Source organism: Paenibacillus sp. Y930 (genome assembly GCF_056786375.1).
The window spans coordinates 841,166-859,566 of record NZ_JBXCIX010000002.1 but is presented as its reverse complement, the minus strand read 5'-3'; the positions used below and the strand labels follow the sequence as shown (position 1 = coordinate 859,566).

Annotated in this window: 16 protein-coding genes; 2 read left to right on the top strand and 14 right to left on the bottom strand. The window is 38.6% G+C overall.

The features are described 5' to 3' along the window. Positions 1-873: 873 nt before the first annotated feature. Together AC1TO5_RS09130 and AC1TO5_RS09125 are read right to left on the bottom strand one after the other, a co-directional pair. On the bottom strand, positions 874-1,161 hold the full coding sequence (locus AC1TO5_RS09130) for a hypothetical protein (protein WP_482062468.1): 288 nt from the start codon (positions 1,159-1,161) through the stop codon (positions 874-876). Next, positions 1,161-2,354, bottom strand: coding sequence for an NAD(P)/FAD-dependent oxidoreductase (locus AC1TO5_RS09125; protein WP_482062467.1), 1,194 nt, complete (start codon positions 2,352-2,354; stop codon positions 1,161-1,163). Before AC1TO5_RS09125 ends, AC1TO5_RS09130 begins: the two co-directional genes overlap by 1 nt. A 303-nt stretch (positions 2,355-2,657) precedes the next feature. On the opposite strand from AC1TO5_RS09125, the gene AC1TO5_RS09120 reads away from it, so the two are divergent. After that, on the top strand, positions 2,658-3,659 hold the full coding sequence (locus AC1TO5_RS09120; protein ID WP_482062466.1) for an NAD(P)/FAD-dependent oxidoreductase: 1,002 nt from the start codon (positions 2,658-2,660) through the stop codon (positions 3,657-3,659). Between the two features lie 65 nt (positions 3,660-3,724). Here AC1TO5_RS09120 and sda read toward each other — a convergent pair whose 3' ends face one another. The 3 genes from sda to AC1TO5_RS09105 all read right to left on the bottom strand — a co-directional run bounded on the left by sda (position 3,725) and on the right by AC1TO5_RS09105 (position 7,190). Beyond that, on the bottom strand, positions 3,725-3,868 hold the full coding sequence (sda, locus tag AC1TO5_RS09115) for a sporulation histidine kinase inhibitor Sda (protein ID WP_482062465.1): 144 nt from the start codon (positions 3,866-3,868) through the stop codon (positions 3,725-3,727). Positions 3,869-4,118: 250 nt separating this feature from the next. Next, the gene (locus AC1TO5_RS09110; protein ID WP_482062464.1) at positions 4,119-4,790 is read right to left on the bottom strand and encodes a YheC/YheD family protein; all 672 of its coding nucleotides are present in this window, start codon (positions 4,788-4,790) and stop codon (positions 4,119-4,121) included. A gap of 282 nt (positions 4,791-5,072) precedes the next feature. Continuing rightward, positions 5,073-7,190: a DNA topoisomerase III gene (locus AC1TO5_RS09105; RefSeq protein WP_482062463.1), complete on the bottom strand. Its 2,118-nt coding sequence runs from the start codon at positions 7,188-7,190 to the stop codon at positions 5,073-5,075. Positions 7,191-7,425: 235 nt separating this feature from the next. Here AC1TO5_RS09105 and AC1TO5_RS09100 point away from each other — a divergent pair, with 235 nt between their 5' ends. Beyond that, positions 7,426-8,133: a metallophosphoesterase gene (locus AC1TO5_RS09100; RefSeq protein WP_482062462.1), complete on the top strand. Its 708-nt coding sequence runs from the start codon at positions 7,426-7,428 to the stop codon at positions 8,131-8,133. A gap of 180 nt (positions 8,134-8,313) precedes the next feature. On the opposite strand, the gene AC1TO5_RS09095 is transcribed toward AC1TO5_RS09100, so the two are convergent. The 9 genes from AC1TO5_RS09095 to AC1TO5_RS09055 all read right to left on the bottom strand — a co-directional run bounded on the left by AC1TO5_RS09095 (position 8,314) and on the right by AC1TO5_RS09055 (position 18,159). Further along, complete coding sequence (locus AC1TO5_RS09095) at positions 8,314-8,535, bottom strand: hypothetical protein (protein ID WP_482062461.1); 222 nt, start codon at positions 8,533-8,535, stop codon at positions 8,314-8,316. 75 nt (positions 8,536-8,610) lie between these two features. Then, positions 8,611-10,581, bottom strand: coding sequence for an ABC transporter permease (locus AC1TO5_RS09090; RefSeq protein WP_482062460.1), 1,971 nt, complete (start codon positions 10,579-10,581; stop codon positions 8,611-8,613). After that, complete coding sequence (locus tag AC1TO5_RS09085) at positions 10,556-11,332, bottom strand: ABC transporter ATP-binding protein (RefSeq protein WP_482062459.1); 777 nt, start codon at positions 11,330-11,332, stop codon at positions 10,556-10,558. The genes AC1TO5_RS09090 and AC1TO5_RS09085 overlap by 26 nt, the downstream gene beginning before the upstream one ends. Before the next feature lie 151 nt (positions 11,333-11,483). Beyond that, positions 11,484-12,569 carry a sensor histidine kinase gene (locus tag AC1TO5_RS09080; protein ID WP_482062458.1) on the bottom strand — a complete coding sequence of 362 codons (1,086 nt, stop codon included), beginning with the start codon at positions 12,567-12,569 and terminating at the stop codon, positions 11,484-11,486. Between the two features lie 80 nt (positions 12,570-12,649). Then, positions 12,650-13,384 carry a response regulator transcription factor gene (locus AC1TO5_RS09075; RefSeq protein ID WP_482062510.1) on the bottom strand — a complete coding sequence of 245 codons (735 nt, stop codon included), beginning with the start codon at positions 13,382-13,384 and terminating at the stop codon, positions 12,650-12,652. Between the two features lie 178 nt (positions 13,385-13,562). Next, positions 13,563-14,501 (bottom strand): hypothetical protein, encoded by a 939-nt coding sequence (locus AC1TO5_RS09070; RefSeq protein WP_482062509.1) that lies wholly within the window; start codon positions 14,499-14,501, stop codon positions 13,563-13,565. Positions 14,502-14,518: 17 nt separating this feature from the next. Beyond that, positions 14,519-15,718: an ABC transporter permease gene (locus AC1TO5_RS09065; RefSeq protein WP_482062457.1), complete on the bottom strand. Its 1,200-nt coding sequence runs from the start codon at positions 15,716-15,718 to the stop codon at positions 14,519-14,521. A gap of 5 nt (positions 15,719-15,723) precedes the next feature. Then, positions 15,724-16,425: an ABC transporter ATP-binding protein gene (locus AC1TO5_RS09060; protein WP_482062456.1), complete on the bottom strand. Its 702-nt coding sequence runs from the start codon at positions 16,423-16,425 to the stop codon at positions 15,724-15,726. A gap of 84 nt (positions 16,426-16,509) precedes the next feature. Then, positions 16,510-18,159 carry an alkaline phosphatase gene (locus AC1TO5_RS09055; RefSeq protein ID WP_482062508.1) on the bottom strand — a complete coding sequence of 550 codons (1,650 nt, stop codon included), beginning with the start codon at positions 18,157-18,159 and terminating at the stop codon, positions 16,510-16,512. Positions 18,160-18,401: the final 242 nt, after the last annotated feature.

Here is an 18,401-nt window from a genome sequence, read left to right as displayed (position 1 = left end):
TTGTAAGATTCAATGATTACTGGATCCTTCATCTTCGTCATCACCTACTAATAAATATTTTTTGATATTCCGCCGATTTCTGATAACGTCTTATTTACGAACATCGCGAACATTCCATATTTAAGCGTATTCGCGAAGTGAATTATACTAAACTGCCCGTTAGCGTAACCAATTTAGTTTCGAACAAATTCAGCAGATACAATGGTTTTGTTCCAATCCACATAGTCTTTTATTGGAACCTCACCTTCTTCTACTACGTTGTCGCATTTAAACAACTTATATGTTGCCCTCAAATTACAGTCACTATTTTTTCGCTTTGATTTTTGAAACTATATTTTGCCTTCATGATAACGTAAGCTGTGATAAAAGAGATTTGAACAGAAATAACATATTAGACTCAAAACTAAAACCAAATCTCGACGAAATATGAGTGGACATACTGGATGTGCAGCAGTAGCACCATTCGGCGCACATTAACGAAACTTTTTGCTTTGTTGTACCGCAGTAGCTCCATAGTGTGCAAACGAGCGGACTCACAGTACGCTAATTAGCGTAAAACCAACACTTTGAGAGTTAAGAGGACACACAGAACGTTATGGATAGGTTTACGTTCAACATGCACTAGTGAACGAGCAAATAAGGTCCTCTGAGTCCGCGAAAACTCAAAATAAGCGGAGAATGCAGACATAACGTCCTCTGAGTCCGCTTAAGTATGTAAACTTAAAGAGTCAAGCACTTATTATGAGGTTGAGCCTCAAAACAAAAGAGGATGAGCGACACATACAAGAGATATTCCCTTTGTGTTACTCATCCTTCAGTATAACGTTATATTCAATTGCTTGTTGTTATTAGTTAAAGTAGACTTCCAGCTGACTACTCGTTTTTTTCGTCTTCCTCTTCTAGTGCAGCAAGCTCTGCTTGCAATGCAGCTATGCGCTTCTCTTCAAGATATTGCGCTGTAGCCGCGTCACGTGCGCGGCCTTTATCTTTCAATCGCTCAATCGCAGGTTGAATAAGCAAATCAACTTCCTGCTGAACGGTGTAGGATAGATCATGACGCATTTGCGATTCAAGATAAGAGCCTACCTCCATTAATGCGTTATAACGATCTAACTCATCACGAGTTAATAACCCTCTAACTTGTACGCTACAATGTCTCATTATAGAAACTTCCCTTTTTTCAGCACGAGTGGCACGCCACCGATAATAAATAAGTAACGAATATCAATTAACTTCTTCAACCACGCAGCTTTGCGTCCTTTGTACTTCTTGCCGTATGCTAGACCAATCGCTTCTCCTTTTCCAAGTGAAGCAACCGTACCTTTATTACTGAATTCAAATGTTTTCATGCTTTGATTACGAATCGAAGCGACAAGATTATGCGCACAGATCACACCTTGTTGCATAGCAATTTGTGCAGTTGGTGGATAAGGTTTCCCCTCTTCATTAAACATTAATGAATTATCACCAAGCACATAGATGTTTTCTGTACCAGGACTACGTAAATATTCATCTACTTTCACACGACCACGCATTGTCTCGAAGCCCGCATCTTCAATAAGACGATTACCACGAATACCACCAGTCCATATGACCGTCGCTGATCTGATCTCTTCGCCTTCGCCTACAACGACACCCTCTGATGTACACTCTTTGATTGCTGTTCCAATACGGAACGTTACGCCCTTCTTGCGCAGCACTTCCATGCCGTACTCAACTAATTCAGGATCAAAGCCTGGCAGCGCTGTTGGAGCAGCTTCTATATTATAGATTTTCACAAGCGTAGGATCTACATCATAAAACTTGCAAAGCTCTGGTATACGATCAGATAATTCACCTACAAACTCAATTCCAGTAAAGCCTGCGCCACCAACGACAAATGTTAAGTAGTCAAGTCGATGCGGTTCACGCTTGTATCGTGCAAATTGATACTCAATATGCTCACGAATAAGGCGAACGGAATTGATACTACGAATATTCATCGCATTCTCAGCCAAACCAGGAATACCAAATGTTTCTGGTTCGCCGCCAAGACCGATAACTAAGTAATCATAAGATAGTGTACCATCCTCCAAAATAACCTTTTTATCTTGAGGTCGGATTTGCACAACGGTAGATTTAACAAAATCAATTTTGAATTCATCGATCAGTCGAGAAATATTGACCCTTGCATTTTCAGGCTTATCGGTTCCAGCCGCAGGCATATGCAAATGTGTCGTGAAGTAGTGATAATCATGTTTATTCACAAGAGTAACATCAGCTTCATTGTAGTTGAGTTCTTTTTGTAGTCGTAACGCGGTAAGGATACCACCATATCCTGCACCGAGGATTACTATTTTCGGTATGTTACTCATCGTAGAATCCCATCCATTCCATTATCTTTATTTAGTATGCTCCATTATATGTGTATGTTAGACACATTTTCTCTATTGCGTGTCTACATCAATTAACTAATGCCATAATAGATAAGCTTTTAATTGTTATATACATCAGACATATTACAGAGTTTCATAACAATTTTCAAGAGAACATTATACGAAAATGTTCGGCATAGTGCACAATTTCCTGAAGTTGATTTTAATTAAACGCATTCCTTTATTCACAAAATTTGCTTATAATAAGAAAGTAAATGAAAAATAGATATTTGGAGGTAAATCATGACTAATACAGCAAATCAAACAGATGTAGTAGACATTTTAATAATCGGCGGAGGTCCAGCTGGTATGTTTGCTGCCTTTTACGGTGGTATGCGTCAAGCATCTGTGAAAATAGTTGAAAGTATGCCTCAGCTAGGTGGTCAATTGGCTGCACTTTATCCTGAGAAATATATCTACGATATTGCAGGCTTCCCGAAAGTAACTGCACAAGAAATCGTTGATCGTCTGAAAGAACAACTTTCTCTATTTGAGCAACAAATTTGTCTTGAAGAAAAAGTTGTTAATGTGAAGAAGCTAGATGAGCGTCTTTTCGAGGTAACGACTGACACTGCAACACATTTAGCGAAAGCTGTTATCATTACAGCTGGTGTCGGCGCATTCTCTCCTCGTCGCCTTGAGCTTGATAATGCGATGAAGTTTGAAAAAACTAATTTACATTATTTCGTTGGAGATCTTCAACGCTTCAAAGATCAAAACGTGCTTATTAGCGGTGGTGGTGATTCAGCAGTTGACTGGTCTCTAATGCTTGAGCCCATCGCAAAAAGCGTAACGCTAGTTCACCGTCGTGATAAATTCAGAGCGCATGAGCATAGTGTAGAGCAATTGATGAACTCATCCGTTAACATTATTACTCCTACGGAAATCACTGCTCTTACAGGCGAAGATAACATTACTAGCGTAACGCTAACCAATGTAAAAACTAACGAAACAACAGAAGTTGAAGTTGATGCAGTTATCGTTAACTTTGGCTTCATCTCCGCATTAGGACCAATTGCTGAGTGGGGAATTGAAATCGAAAAAGGTTCAATTATTGTTGATACTCGTATGGAAACAAATATTCCAGGTATCTTCGCAGCAGGAGATATTACAACTTATCCAGGAAAATTGAAGCTAATTGCTGTTGGCTTTGGTGAAGCTCCAACTGCGATTAACAATGCAAAAGTATATGTCGATCCAAGCGCTAAGCTATCCCCAGGTCACAGTAGTAATATGAAATTATAAGCAAAAAGTCGCAGTTACTACTTTCGTAGTAACTGCGACGTCAATGATACTTTATCTATTATTATCTATGCCGAATATTGTTCTTCTGGAAGTAAAATTCCTCGTAGTTGTAGTTCAAATACAAGCATTTGAATAAATTCACGGTCACATTGATAGTGGATCGCTTGATGATACGTTTCAATTAACAATTCATTTGAAAGCAATTTCACTATAACCACCTCCCAAAATTTGGATTAGCTTCATCCTATCATTTCATTCTATTTACGACAATAGTCGCCATTATTAACAACATGATGTGGATATGTTGTTGATTATTTGTGCATATCAGTCGAATTGTCCCTATTCTCACATGGGATAATGTGGATACAGTTATCCACAACCTCTAAAACTAGCAACTTCATAAAAATCTTTAATAGATATTGATTTTCAATTAATTTTTTATATCAGTCTATCAAACTATTAATTCGGGCTCGTATTCACTTCAAAGATCCATAGTTTACCGTTTTGATCAATACCGTAATCATAACCAAGATGTGTTAATCCAGGAAATCTCCGCTCTAGTACGGCGGTACACATTCTAGTAAGCCGCTTCATTTCGCCTATTGTTTGGGCTACTGCTCCCGCTCCTAAAGTCCGTCTTATCGCTGTATTGCAATCAAGCTTGCGCCCACCTTTACTTAAATTTGTAATAGAATACCCTGGCCCTGCGACTCTAGCGAGAATGACTCGATACGTCCACACTCCATTATCTAAACAGTATTTCACTCGATAATCTACAGGAGATCCATTAATTTTCAGTAAGTCAATTCCTTGTTGAATAATATAAGGACGTTTCATCTTCCGACTGGCTAAGCCGCTCTCTAGTGCTTCATAATTTGTAACCACATAATTTTTACTGTTCACCTTATATGAGTATCCACTGTCTATTTTTCTTACTTGAATAACACCATTACCTAGACTTCCTTTGATAGGTTTCACAAAAACCATCCGATATTGTTCTAACATCTCTTTTAAATTGGCAGTATTATAACTTTTAGTATGTGGAATATGTGGAGCAATTTGCGGATCTGACTCTAATGCATTTTGCTTCAGTACTTTACTCGATACTTTCCTACCTGGATGCCATGTCATAAGTACATCCTTCTCCTTTCGGGCCATTACAACGTCATTACTATGCTATTGTATGTCAATCAAGCTTTTATTCTTGTGTGGATGTACCACTGAATAAAGGTTCATATTCGATGTCGACTAAGCTACGTTAGTCCATTCATCGTTATCAAAGTCCGCGTTTTGAACTTCCTTTAAACAAAAAAACGTATGTATAGGCAGCACCTTCTGTAATTACAGAACGCTACCGCTTATATACATACGTTTCTTCAAAGCTTATTCTATTACTTTCAAGCGTCGCTTCTTCTATTGTTTCTGTTCAAGTGCCGCCTTCAGCTTATCGGCTAGACTATTTCCGATCGATGGCTGCTCTTGATTATACTGTTTCATCAGACGCTGCGTTTCTTGCTTATTCATTTTGCCACTAGCTTTATCATCGAGCTTCTCAATGACATTACAAGGACGACATTGTGCATATTTTCCTGCTTTACCATCATGCAGTTCCATTTTTTTACGGCATTGCGGGCAACGCTTATTAATTTTCAGTGGCTCAGCATGACGCATATAAGAGCATTCACGATTAGAACATACATACCGCTTGCCTTGCTTACCCTTTACTTCAAGTAATGGTTCACTGCAATCGGGACATTTAGAACCGGTCATATTATGTGGCTTATACTGTTTGGTCTCGATTTTCACCTTATTAACCCATTGCTCGGCTTGCATTCTAATTTGTTTCATAAATTGCTTTGCATCGCCTTTACCACGCGAAATAGCCTCTAGCTGCTGTTCCCATTGTGACGTTAACTGCGGACTTTTCAGTTCATCAACGACAAGCTCAATAAGCTGTTTACCTTTCAGCGTCGGGTGCAAGCTATGCCCTCTACGTTCAATCGTCTCCGTAGACAGCAGCTTTTCAATAATATCGGCTCTCGTCGCCGGAGTACCTAAACCATGCTTGTCCATAATCGCAAGTAATGATGCCTCCGTATAGCGTGCTGGCGGCGTAGTCATACCATCCTTCAGACGTGATTGTTTCAGTTGAACTTGCTGTCCTTTTTTCAATGCAGGCAATAAGGAGATATCTTCTTCCTGTTCATCTCGATCTTTCGTAACCGTGTAAATTTCACGCCAACCTTTATCCTTCTCCACTCGCCCCTTGGCATAGAAGGTATGTTTTCCAATAGTAAGTTCAACACTCGTCTCATCATAACGATACGGTGCACAAAATAGTGCTATGAAGCGCCGAACAATGAGATCGTAAAGCTTACGCTCATCAGTACTTAGATTTTGCAATTGGACAAATTGATCTGTTGGAATGATCGCATGATGATCACTCACTTTACTATCATCTACAATTCGCTTCGTTACTTGTAATGGCTTACGCAGTAGTGCTGAAGCTACTTCACGATATGGACCGATAGCCACTCGCTCCAAACGATCCTTCAACGTTGAGGTCATATCACTTGTTAGATGTCTAGAATCGGTACGTGGATAAGTGACCAACTTATGTTGCTCATATAGTTTTTGCAGTACATTGGAAGTTTGCTTAGCTGAGAAACCGAGCTTTTTGTTAGCATCTCGTTGCAGCTCTGTCAGATCATAAGCAAGCGGATGAAGCTCCTGCTTCTCCATCACTTTCACATGGCTAACTAGCGCGGTCTTGGCATCCTTTACAGCACGCAATTGTTGTTCGGCTTCATCTTTGTCCCATAGCTTCCCATCATGTCCCTGCTCGGCTCTCCACGATGCAGTAAATCCTGTAGCTTCAGTTTGTAGCAACCAGTACGGTTTCGCTTGGAAGCCTGTAATTTCTTGCTCACGCTCCATCAAAATTGACAGCGTGGGTGTTTGAACACGGCCCGCCGCTAGCTGCGCATTATATTTGCATGTCAAGGCACGCGTCATATTTAGACCAATAATCCAATCCGCTTCTGCCCGGCAAACCGCTGATTTGTATAGATCATTATATTGTGAACCAGGCTTCAAATTACGGAAACCTTCCTTAATCGCTTGATCCGTTTGCGAAGAAATCCATAAGCGGGAGAACGGCTTTTTCCAATGAATAAGCTCCATAATCCAACGAGCCACAAGCTCCCCTTCACGTCCAGCGTCAGTAGCAACAACTAGCTGTGATAGATCATTACGTTTACTTAACGCTTGAATCGCTTTAAATTGATGTGACGTTTCCTTCATCACTTGAATATTCATTTTAGCAGGTAAGAGAGGTAGATCGTCTAACTCCCAAGTTTTATACTTTTTATCATATGCTTCAGGTTCAGCTAACTCAACCAGATGACCTAATGCCCAAGTTACGACATAATTAGGTCCTTCCATATAGTTTTTATGCTTCGTATTACAACCAAGAACACGAGCAATTTCCTTTGCCACACTTGGTTTTTCAGCTAATACTAGTGATTTCATTTCCCGATTGCTCCAATCTTTTAACATATGGTCACAACATAACATACATCGGGAGTTCATTCAATCGTTAGAAGTACGATCACAAGCCAGCATTTTGTATAATCCTCTATAGACAAGCACCTAATTTTTGTGGGGCAAATTAACCACCATCTAGGTATATATCGGAGTCAAACTAGGTGCTTGACGTATATACTACTAATGGAACTTTAACTAACTAAAGAAAGTAGTGAATGCAGTGCAACATGGATCAGCAAGACGATCATCGCGACGGTTGCTGGCCATATCAGACATTCATGGACAAAGACAAGGATTTCTATCCTTACTAGAGGCTGCACAATACGATCCTAAGCGGGATCAACTTGTAATATTAGGTGATTATATTGAAGCAGGTGAGCCTATTACGTGGCGCTTGATCGATCTTGTTCACCAGTTAGTAGACAAAGGTGCAATTGCTTTACCAGGCAATCATGAACTGAAATTGGCTACATTAAGACGTGGTAGTACCGCACATCGCTTGCGCTATTTGCGCTTTATTCGTCAGCTACCAAGTTATCATATGGAAAATGGCTATTTATTCGTTCATGCTGGGGTTCGACCTGGTTTACAGCTCCAATTGCATCCGATACGTGAGTTAACTGAAATAAGGGAGTCGTTCACACGATATCCATTATCGACACTCCGTGCCAAGCTCGATACTGATCTTGGTGGTACTGCTGGTCAACGCATCGTTTTTGGTCATACGCCAACATTCAAATTGGGGGCTACCCCCGGCTCCTTGTTCGTTGATGAATGTAGAATCGGAATTGACACTGGAGCAAAGCATGGCTACAAACTTTCCTTGGTTGATCTAACACATGGGCTTTGCTATAGCTGTTCAACGAGTGAGGAATATCGTACGGGAGATGTTCACGTTTATCATGTACCGAGTGTACGTAATCGCTAATCAAGCTAATATGGAATTCTGTATTGTCATATCTGATCGGCCACTTTCATTACAGCTCCTCCTCAGGTAGGAACACTAAGAGGGTATCACTCTACTTTTGCACATTGTTGTGCAAAAGTAGAGTGATACCCTCATTTTTCATTGGATGTAGTTCAAAAAAAAGACTTTGATAAAGAAAGACTACGCAATTTGGTGTTGGCTGGAAGTAGCGCAACTCACAAGCCAAATCATCACATTATGCTGCTTACGTTCATCCAAATCGATAAAACCTTCGTCATGCCAAAGCTCACAAAGCACATTCTTAGTTACTTCTATCGCCTGTGTCTCATCTTGTAATAGTATGATAGCCATACGATATATCGTATGCTCATATCGTCTTAAAAGCCCAGATTTTGTAGACATGGTTTTCTCCTCATCAGTACACTTCTCTCTTTTATACGAAGGTGGCTGTTAAGCCATATTAGTTTTCGGAGCGCCCTAATTAGTAACCGTGATCGCTCCTTTACGAATACTCGATAGATAGCTTCTACTTGCAAACAAGAAGTAAATTGCTTGCATTGCAATATATATGCCGAATACAACGAAAGAGTATATCCAATTCGATGATTCTAATATTCCATCAAGCGCTAGCATCGCAAATAATGCATGAGAAATACCAACAACACATGGCAAGAAGAATATAATCCCTATTTGAGTAATAACAATCTTTCTCATTTCCTTATACGTGACGCCTAATCTACTTAAGCTTTTGAACATCGTAATATCCTCGTCTCGCTCAGTAAATAATTTAAAGTAGATTAATGATCCTGCAGCAATAAAGAACAATAAACTAATGAACAAACCAATGAAAATTGTCAATGACATCGTCTGAGTATAATCAGCATAGTCAATAATTTTACTCATATCTAATTTACCATCAGATTCATTCGTATTAGCTTGAATCTTTTCTACGACTGGTATTGCTTTTTTCCAGTTAGAGATTTCTATTCCATGAAACACAATACGATCTTTATCCGTACTTTGTTGATTCCATTGCGCATAGAGTTCATCAGGTACAACATACGTCCCCGCATATCGGATGATCCTATCATTCATTAAAGTTTCTTTAGTCATTTTCGTAATCTCATACTCAATATTTTCACCATTGATTTGACCAGCTAGTTTGGCTGTATGATCCTTTATATAGCTTACGGAAATACCTACCGCAGCTAATTCATTCTCATTAAGATCCTTTATTTGGTTCTCCTTTGAAACAGTTTGATTATAAGTAGATAACGGAATAAGGATCCCATCATATACTCTACCCGATTCTTCATCTGAACCGTAAGTAATTCTATTGTTGGTAAACGCTAAAGTGTAATTTCGTAATATTAACCCTTCAATCGTTACATTTTTCTCAATGTGATGTTTTGCTTGTTTTATCTCTTCTTCCACATAAGCTAATGTCGTAACTGGATTAGTATCATTTTTCTGCTCAGTCCAAGCAATGGAATATGGTCTGCCATAGTCCATTTGATCATTACTAAGCAACTGCATAATATAAATTGTACCCATAGCCGTCATAACTACTGCACTTAAAATGGTAATCGTGAATAGAATACGTGCGTTGTCTTTAATCTTATAGCCGAGCTGACCAATAATAAGCATATTGGACTTATTATAGTAGAGGCTACGATTTTTTTTCAATAGTTGTAAAAACACAATACTAAGTTGTGAATATAAGAAATAGGTACCTGCTACTACCAGAATTAGAATCGGTAGAGCGACAACAATAAATAATTCGATCGTCATCGTTGCTGCAAGACCATAGCCCCCCACAATACATAGAACGCCTAGTACGACCTGCCAAATTGAATATTTCAATTCACCTTTAGGCTTTTTGTGAGCATGTAGTAAGTCGATAATTTGTCCTTTGCCTATGCGGAGCGTCGAGTATAACGTAATAACGAAGAAGATACCTACGAATATGCCAACCGTGACTACTACTGCATTTAGTGGAATCGCAAAACTTATATTTTCTTGCAAACGCAATAATGAACCAAGTGCAAGGAAGAACAATTTGCTGAAGAGAATACCAACTGCAATCCCTACTCCCGTGGCAAGTATGCCAATAACCATATTTTCAATAAAAACGAGCTTTCGCAGCTGACGCTTAGTCATGCCAAATAACGAGAATAGACCGAATTCCTTCTTACGTGTTTTCAAAAATGATGTACTTGAATACATAATAAAAATAAAGCTGAACATGGCAATAACATACAAACAGTATTCCATCCCCATCTTCACTTTTGAAGCCGCAGCAATATTTCCACTCGTCACGTCAGGATGTTGAATGAAAGCTATATAGATATAGAAAATTGCAACTGAAAAAACACTACTCAAGAAGAATGCACTATATGAACGCCAATTTTCTTTTACATTTTTAAGCGCGAGGGAACGAAACGTCATCGAAATCGCCTCCTAGCAAACTTAATGTATCTAATATTTGTTGGAAGAAAACTTGGCGATTAGAGCCACGGTGAATTTCTGTAAACGGCTTACCATCTTTAATAAAAATGATTCGTTTGCAATAGCTTGCTGAGAATGGATCATGCGTAACCATTAATATCGTAGCATTCATATCCGAATTCATCCGCTGCAATGTATCCATAACATCTTTCGCTGACTTAGAATCTAAGTTTCCAGTAAGCTCATCCGCTAACAATAATGACGGTTTATGAATAATTGCTCTAGCAATTGCCGCTCTTTGCTTCTGACCACCTGATATTTCATAGGTGCGCTTATTCAATAATTCATGAATTTGCAGTAGCTTTACGAGTGGGAGTAGACGCTCCTCGATAACCTTCGGCTTTAGCCCTTCCATTACAAGCGGAAGAATAATATTTTCTTTCACAGTCAATGCATCTAGTAAATTGAAATCTTGGAATACAAATCCTAACTCACGACGTCTGAAGAGAGCTAACTGATGATCATTCAACTTTGCTGGGTTAATCCCGTTAATTTCTAACTGTCCACTTGTGGCTTTGTCGATGGTAGCCAAAATATTCAACAGTGTCGTCTTCCCGCTACCTGAAGGACCCATTACACCGACAAATTCACCTTTATCAACCTCAATATCAAGTCCCTGCAGCGCAGTATACAATACATTATTTTTACCACCATATACTTTACTTAAGCCCTTCGTTTTCAATACGCTCATTATAATAACTCCTTTATATAAATGATAATGTTTTCGCGAATATGTTGTTCGTTATGTATTCATTATAAAGGAGCGTTCTACTAGCAGTAATCGAAAATCATTTCATATGTAAGTTAGAACCTTACAGCTTTGTCACTTTCGAGCGTAACTATTACATCCGATGGATACCTGTAGATTGAATCGTTATGATGAATGTTGCTCCTTCTCCTAGTTGAGATTCCACACGAAGTTTATGACCTAATCGCTGACAAACTTCTTGTGCTAGATAAAGTCCCATACCCGTTGACTCACCAATGGTTCTACCATTTTCGCCTGTGAAAAATGGCTGGAATACACGCCGAATATCACTTGTTGCAATACCAATGCCTTGATCAATTACTTTTACTGTTGTGAGAGATTCTATTTGTTCAAACTCTATAGTTAGTGTCTTATTACCTGATATTGGTTTGCTATATTTTAACGCGTTACTAATGATTTGATGCATAACAAAACTGAACCATTTTTGATCTGTAGAAGCTATCGCTTCTCCTACGATCCGCGGATAGATATTATATTGAATGCATAATCGTTTGTAACGATTGATTATACCTCTGGTAACTTCATGTAACGGAACAGAACGAACATAAAGATCGAGTTCAAGCTTGTCTACTCTTGCCGAATGAAGCATCATCTCAAGTCCAGTTTCCAATCTTGTGGATTCCTCTTGAATACTTAGAAATAACTCTCCTTGCTCCTGCAAGTTCATGATAGATTTATGTTTAACCCCATCTTGAGCTTGTTGCATTAGCATATCAATAACTGATACTGGTGTTTTCATTTGATGAACCCATTGCAGAGTGAAATGATATTGAATTTCTTGTTTCCTTCGCAATGTTTCTAATTGCTCTATATACATGGATTGCTGATTAAGAAGTAACTGTCTCATCAGTTGTTGCTCACTTGTCCGCGGATCTTGTATTAACTGAACTGCGTAGAGTGGATCTTTGGCAATTAACGCTGTGGACAAAGATTCATAGTAGGGCTTTATTCTGAGGTAATTAATAATGAGCCAACTGAGCAATATGATTGAAGCGAATACTATATAGTAAATCATCGATCCAAGATCAATTTCTCCGCTCAATCTTTTCCACTCCAATATAAATAGTCCTGCACCTAATAAGCATGCAAGATAATATATGAATATATAATATCTTTGATCGGATATATACATACGTAGCATAGGAAATTTACTCTTCATATCGTAATACTCCATTCCACCTTACATCAAAGGCTTTTCTTACTATGTTAACTTGAGTATTTACTACATATTTTAAAAGGTTATATAAGTTTTAATTTATATCCTTGACCACGTATCGTCTCGATAGCTGAAGGTAGCCCTAACTCAGTAAACTTCTTGCGCAACCTCGTCATATTAACTGTTAACGTATTATCATCTACGAATTGAACATCATCCCATAAAGCTTCCAGTAATTGATCTCTTGTAACAACTTCACCGTAATAAGTGAAAAAGCATTCAGCAAGCAGTAATTCATTCTTCGTAAGATCAACTAGCTGTTGTTCATAGCTTAGCTCATTACGCGAAAGCCATAGCGTCATCCCTTCTATTTCAACTTTACCGCTCTTCCCATCAACATTTGAGGGGGAATTTTCATTCACAGCAGCAAAATTTGTTGGAGTAATCGCATATTCTCCATAAGCTCTACGCAATTGACTTCTAACTTTGGCAACTAATAATTCAAGTTGCACTGGCTTCGTAATATAATCATCTCCACCATTTTCAATAGCCATCACTTGATCCATTTCACCGTCTCTAGCAGAGATGAATATGATCGGAATATTGTAATTTTTACGTACTTGCCTACACCAATAGAAGCCATCGAAATAGGGTAAATTAATATCTAATAACAGCATATCGGGCTGAACTTCTTCAAATTGATCCATAATGTTCTTCAATTCATAAGCAATAATTGCTTCATAACTATATTGTTCTAACTTCGACTTTAATACTTGAGCAATTTTGAAATCATCCTCAACAATCATTATCGAGTACATCATATAACTCCTTTCATCTCTTGTTTCAAAATAGAAAGACACCACTTTGTTTGGCATAGTGAGCGTATTAAACCATCACTATATTACAGAAGAGGTGTCCACTATATGATAGATCAAAACTTATAATGAAATCAACTTTCCAATACCATCATATCATCTATCCAATATAATAATATTGTTACTCTTTAATTTCTTCAAAATTCGCATCATAGATTCGGAACATTGTTTTGTAGCCAGACTCATCCACTTTAACGCCCACATCTAGTCGACCAGTAATTTGAAGTGGCTTGGATGTGTAGCGAAGTTTCGTTCCATCCTTAACGTAGACGATCATTATTTTATTCCAATAGGTTTCATCCCCATTATCAAAAGGGCATTCCGCACCGGGCTCTGGAATAAGAAGAAACCAGTTATTATCTAAAGAGAGTATTTCGCCCATAAATCCTTTTATTTGAACGGTTTTTTTTGCTTCAGATAGATCCCAAAAATCATCTGAGGGTGTATTCTGTTCTTCATTATCAAAGAAGCCACTCCAACTAATAGATTGATACTTGCTCTTCCTTGTCTCTTTTTTCTGTTCAGAGGTAGATTTAATAGGTTCTTTAGTGGGAGCCGTTGTTGATTTTGGTTCTATATTATCACTGGATAGTTTACTCGTGACTGCTTGTGTTGACGTTGATTGTTGTTGTACTTCTTTTTCTTGTTGTACTTGTTGTTCTTCTTTTTCTTGTTGTTCTTGTTGCTGTTGTTTAGATACTTGATCCTTCGGTTTAGTTGAAGGAAGTGACAATGCTGATGCTGGAGTGGATACTGTAGATTCATCTTCATTACTAACTTGGGGTGAAGATAAAGCAAGTTGGTTAGCACCATTATCATTATTCTTGGACTCAAGTTCAGTTAATTCGTCTAAGTTATTCTCGTCAATGTTATTATCGTTATCACTTGTCGGAATCGTTACTACTACATCAGCTAAGTCTACTGATTGTTCCGTTAGCGTAATCCCTTCGCCAAAAGTGCCCACTTGCTCAGTTGACTTCTGCTCCCCGCAGCCGGCCAGTAGTAATATCAAAACAAGTATATAACTACTCGTAATAATGTTGTTCATTCGACGATGCATCAATGAGATCTCCTCCCTTAATTGCGAAATAAAGTTAAAGCATCGGTGCGATATACTTTCATTGCCGGTCCGAATGATGCAAGTAGAGCTAGAGATAATGTTGCGACAATAAGAACCCACTCATACGTAGCGATCTGGAACGCTTGTAATTGCACACCTGATTGAATGAACAATGAATTACTTATGATAGCACCTACAATATGACCAAGTACAAGTCCAGCTACTAATCCTATTGTAGCCAACGCGATTCCTTCGGCTACAAGTGTACACAATATGTAATATCTAGACTTGCCAATTAGGCGTAACAATCCAACATCACGCTTTCTTTCTTGAATGGATGCTGTCAATGCAAGAAGCAACGCTGTTGTCGCAAGTAACACGCAAATAGACATGACAACCATAAGTAGTTGTGAACCTGTATCCACTACATTTAATACATCTGCGACCGCTTTACTTGAATAGACAGCTTGCACATTATCCATCGCATCAAATTGTTGCTTCAAAGATTGAATACCTAATAACGAGTTCGGTTTCACGATAATTGAAGTTATTTCTTTAGCGCTCTCTTCATCATGATGAATCACCCACGCATTTTCCAACCTTGTAAATACAGTACGGTCATCAGCAGTATTAAGCTTCGGTAATATCCCAACTACTTTATAATGAAAGCTCTCATGTTCATCGTCTTCATTACTTTCATGATCTAGTTCAACATGATCAACTAATCCATGTGCACCACTGAATTGATCTCCTATACGTAAGCCAAGTTCTTTTGCTACTGAATAACCAACGGTAACTTCACCTAGCGCTGCGTATAAATGTCCTTCTTTCAGTTGACGATCCTCATAGCGAGTAGCAAAATAAGCTGATGAAACACCAACTATCGGATAACCGTTATAATTATCCCCCGTAGTCATACCAAAAGCGACATCAGTGTATTCACTATTTTCTACAATATTAAGTAGCTCTAATGGAACATTACCTGTTGGCACTCCTACTCGATAAAAAGTATTAAGAACGAGCTGCGAATCGCTACCGTCAGCTCCAATGACAAGTTCAAACGGACCATATCCTTTTTGCGCACCATGCTCAACACTATCTTTGCTCATAAGTAGAAGTACAAATAATGCTACTGTAATCATAACTGCAAAAATGGTTAATATAGACAATACAGAGCGATGTCGCATATTGTTCCATATATATTTCCAACCATTCATATGCTTTACCCATTCCTTTCTTGCACATTGTCTTGATGCATACATAAGTTAATATTGTCCATTTGTACCGTTGCAGGATACAACTGGGCTAAATGCAAATCATGTGTGACTGTCAACAGAGTCGTATTATTCTCTCCGCATATTTCCAGTAATAATTTCATAATGTGCGCAGCTGTTTCCCAATCTAAACTTCCCGTCGGCTCATCAGCAAGAATTAGTGGAGGTTGATTAATTAATGCTCGAATAATAGCTACACGTTGCTGCTGTCCTCGGGATAGTTGATAGGGGCGTTGATTCATCTTCCCGGCAAGCCCTACTCGCTCAAACCAATGTTCAATCAGCTTATTACGCTCACCTTTAGCCAAATTACGCTCCATTACAAGCTCAACATTCTGCTTCGCAGTAAGTGAAGGAATTAGATAAAAATCTTGAAAAACATAACCTACCGTTTTTGCCCGGAAGCGATCCCTCTGCATCTCATTCATCTCACTAATAAGCTCTCCTGCCACTTCAACTATGCCACGATCAACAGCTAATATTCCACCAATAAGATGAAGCAATGAACTTTTCCCGCTACCACTCGGTCCAAGCAGTGCTATCCGCTCCCCTTGCTTCACCGACCATGAAGAAATACTAACAATCGGAAGGGAACGCTGATCTGATTTATATGATTTTTCCAAGCTTTTTACGTTGATCATATCTCCCATTAAGATTATCTCTCCTCCCTATTGTAAAAATGGACAGGAGAGCACTGCTCCCCTGTCCATTACTCTTAATTTTGTTACACACTTTTACTTCACAATGCGTTCAGATAATACGTCCCAAGTCATATTTTTACTTGTAAGTTTATTAAAGGCAGCTAGCGACAAGTATAATTTACCATTATCGAGATGACCTCGCAGCCCTGTATTTGTACCGTTAAGATTAACTTCAAGTTTATTAGTATCTACTTTCATAACGTTAGTTCCACTTGTAATCGTAATGATGTGGGCATTAGCATTCCATTCAACTTTCGCACCAAGCGACTCAGCAAGAGCTTTAGCTGGGTATAGAACTTCATTATCACGAGTAATCTTAAACTTAGGATATATATATTTCGCTTGCATCGTTGCAGATGTAGACTTAAGATCAACCTCAATAATTTGTGCAGAAGCTTTTGCAATTTGCGTATTATCGATTTGACCACTCACTTGATCAACGATTGGACCATATGCCCATACTCCAACATCAACAGCTGAATGACCATGTCCGCTCCAGCCAACAAGCAATCTTTTGCTAATTACTTGGTTATACCCACCTTCTCGTCCATAAGAAGAGCCATCTCCTGCAAGAATGATTTTCGCTTCCTCATCCGAAAGATCAGTAATCCAAGTATTTGCTTTTACAATTTTTTTAATTTCATTGATAGATACTGCAGCATTGAGTTTGCTAACTAGAGATTCGGAAGAATTAATTTGCTTATCCCATAGATCAAGATTCAATTCGTATATATTGTCTCGAGATAATGATAAGCCCCCCGTCTCGTGGTCTGCTGTAATAACGACTGATGTATTGCCATCTTTCTTTGCATAATCTAGTGCAACTTTTACGGCTGCATCAAAATCAAGAACTTCCTGTACCGTAGAAGGGAAATCATTTGCATGCGATGCATGATCAATTCGTCCCCCTTCAATCATAATTGCAAAACCATCTTCATCCTTTTCCAAAATATTTAAAGCTTTTGAAGTCATCGCCGCTAGAGATGGTATTTCTGCTGTACGATCTAGTACATAAGGAATATGTGAGCTACTGAACAAACCAAGCACTTTACCGCTAGTTGCTGATAATGAATTTAGTTCAGAAGCGTTATCTATATAGGAATATCCCTTTGCTTCAAAATCAGTAATGATGCTTTTGTCTGTGCGTTTTCCACCGTCAGCTTTACTTAAGAAGAATGAGCTTCCACCACCGAATAACACATCTACACCACTATCCAAATATTGCGAAGCAATAGCAGCCTCATTATCACGACTACGGACATGTGACGCGTACACTGCTGGTGTAGCATGAGTAATTCGAGCCGTCGTTACAAGACCAGTAGATTTCCCTGCAACTTCTGCAGCTTCGATAACGGAAGCGAATGGTTTTGATACATCTTCGTTGGAAACACTAATTCCAGCATTATATGTTTTATTACCTGTTGCAAATGCAGTTCCAGCGGAAGCAGAATCAGTAACGACACCTGATACGATCGTTCCGCCATCCTCACCACGGTCTGCGTATGTAGTGGCTTGACCAACATAAATGCTATCAAGCGTTAAATGATCAATATTCTTGTTGTACATTAAATAATTGCGGGCTGCTGATACTTGGGCAGGACCCATTCCATCTCCTATTAACACGATAAGATTTTTTGATTTTGCACTTTCAGTTGTTTGATTGTCTGCTTGAACTGGATGAATGGATAAAGTAGAGAACACGAGACAGCTTGCTATTGCTGCTTTAATAACTTTCTTTTTCAATTTAATCCCTCCATTTGTTTGTTTCTAACCAATTCACTACTACCCTATTATGTAAAACAAAAGTTAGGGGAGTATTATGAAATTATATTTAAAATGTAAATTTAAGGAATATCTTTAAAAATAGGAGACCAAAAAGCGTAGTCTATGTATATTAGACTACGCTCATTTAGAATTCTATTTAT

Bases quoted from the DNA above. Each gene is read 5' to 3' on its own strand.
- AC1TO5_RS09130 (WP_482062468.1), bottom strand. From the start codon at position 1,161: ATGAGACATTGTAGCGTACAAGTTAGAGGGTTATTAACTCGTGATGAG.
- AC1TO5_RS09125 (WP_482062467.1), bottom strand. From the start codon at position 2,354: ATGAGTAACATACCGAAAATAGTAATCCTCGGTGCAGGATATGGTGGT.
- AC1TO5_RS09120 (WP_482062466.1), top strand. From the start codon at position 2,658: ATGACTAATACAGCAAATCAAACAGATGTAGTAGACATTTTAATAATC.
- AC1TO5_RS09110 (WP_482062464.1), bottom strand. From the start codon at position 4,790: ATGACATGGCATCCAGGTAGGAAAGTATCGAGTAAAGTACTGAAGCAA.
- AC1TO5_RS09105 (WP_482062463.1), bottom strand. From the start codon at position 7,190: ATGAAATCACTAGTATTAGCTGAAAAACCAAGTGTGGCAAAGGAAATT.
- AC1TO5_RS09095 (WP_482062461.1), bottom strand. From the start codon at position 8,535: ATGTCTACAAAATCTGGGCTTTTAAGACGATATGAGCATACGATATAT.
- AC1TO5_RS09090 (WP_482062460.1), bottom strand. From the start codon at position 10,581: ATGACGTTTCGTTCCCTCGCGCTTAAAAATGTAAAAGAAAATTGGCGT.
- AC1TO5_RS09085 (WP_482062459.1), bottom strand. From the start codon at position 11,332: ATGAGCGTATTGAAAACGAAGGGCTTAAGTAAAGTATATGGTGGTAAA.
- AC1TO5_RS09080 (WP_482062458.1), bottom strand. From the start codon at position 12,569: ATGAAGAGTAAATTTCCTATGCTACGTATGTATATATCCGATCAAAGA.
- AC1TO5_RS09075 (WP_482062510.1), bottom strand. From the start codon at position 13,384: ATGTACTCGATAATGATTGTTGAGGATGATTTCAAAATTGCTCAAGTA.
- AC1TO5_RS09070 (WP_482062509.1), bottom strand. From the start codon at position 14,501: ATGCATCGTCGAATGAACAACATTATTACGAGTAGTTATATACTTGTT.
- AC1TO5_RS09065 (WP_482062457.1), bottom strand. From the start codon at position 15,718: ATGAATGGTTGGAAATATATATGGAACAATATGCGACATCGCTCTGTA.
- AC1TO5_RS09060 (WP_482062456.1), bottom strand. From the start codon at position 16,425: ATGGGAGATATGATCAACGTAAAAAGCTTGGAAAAATCATATAAATCA.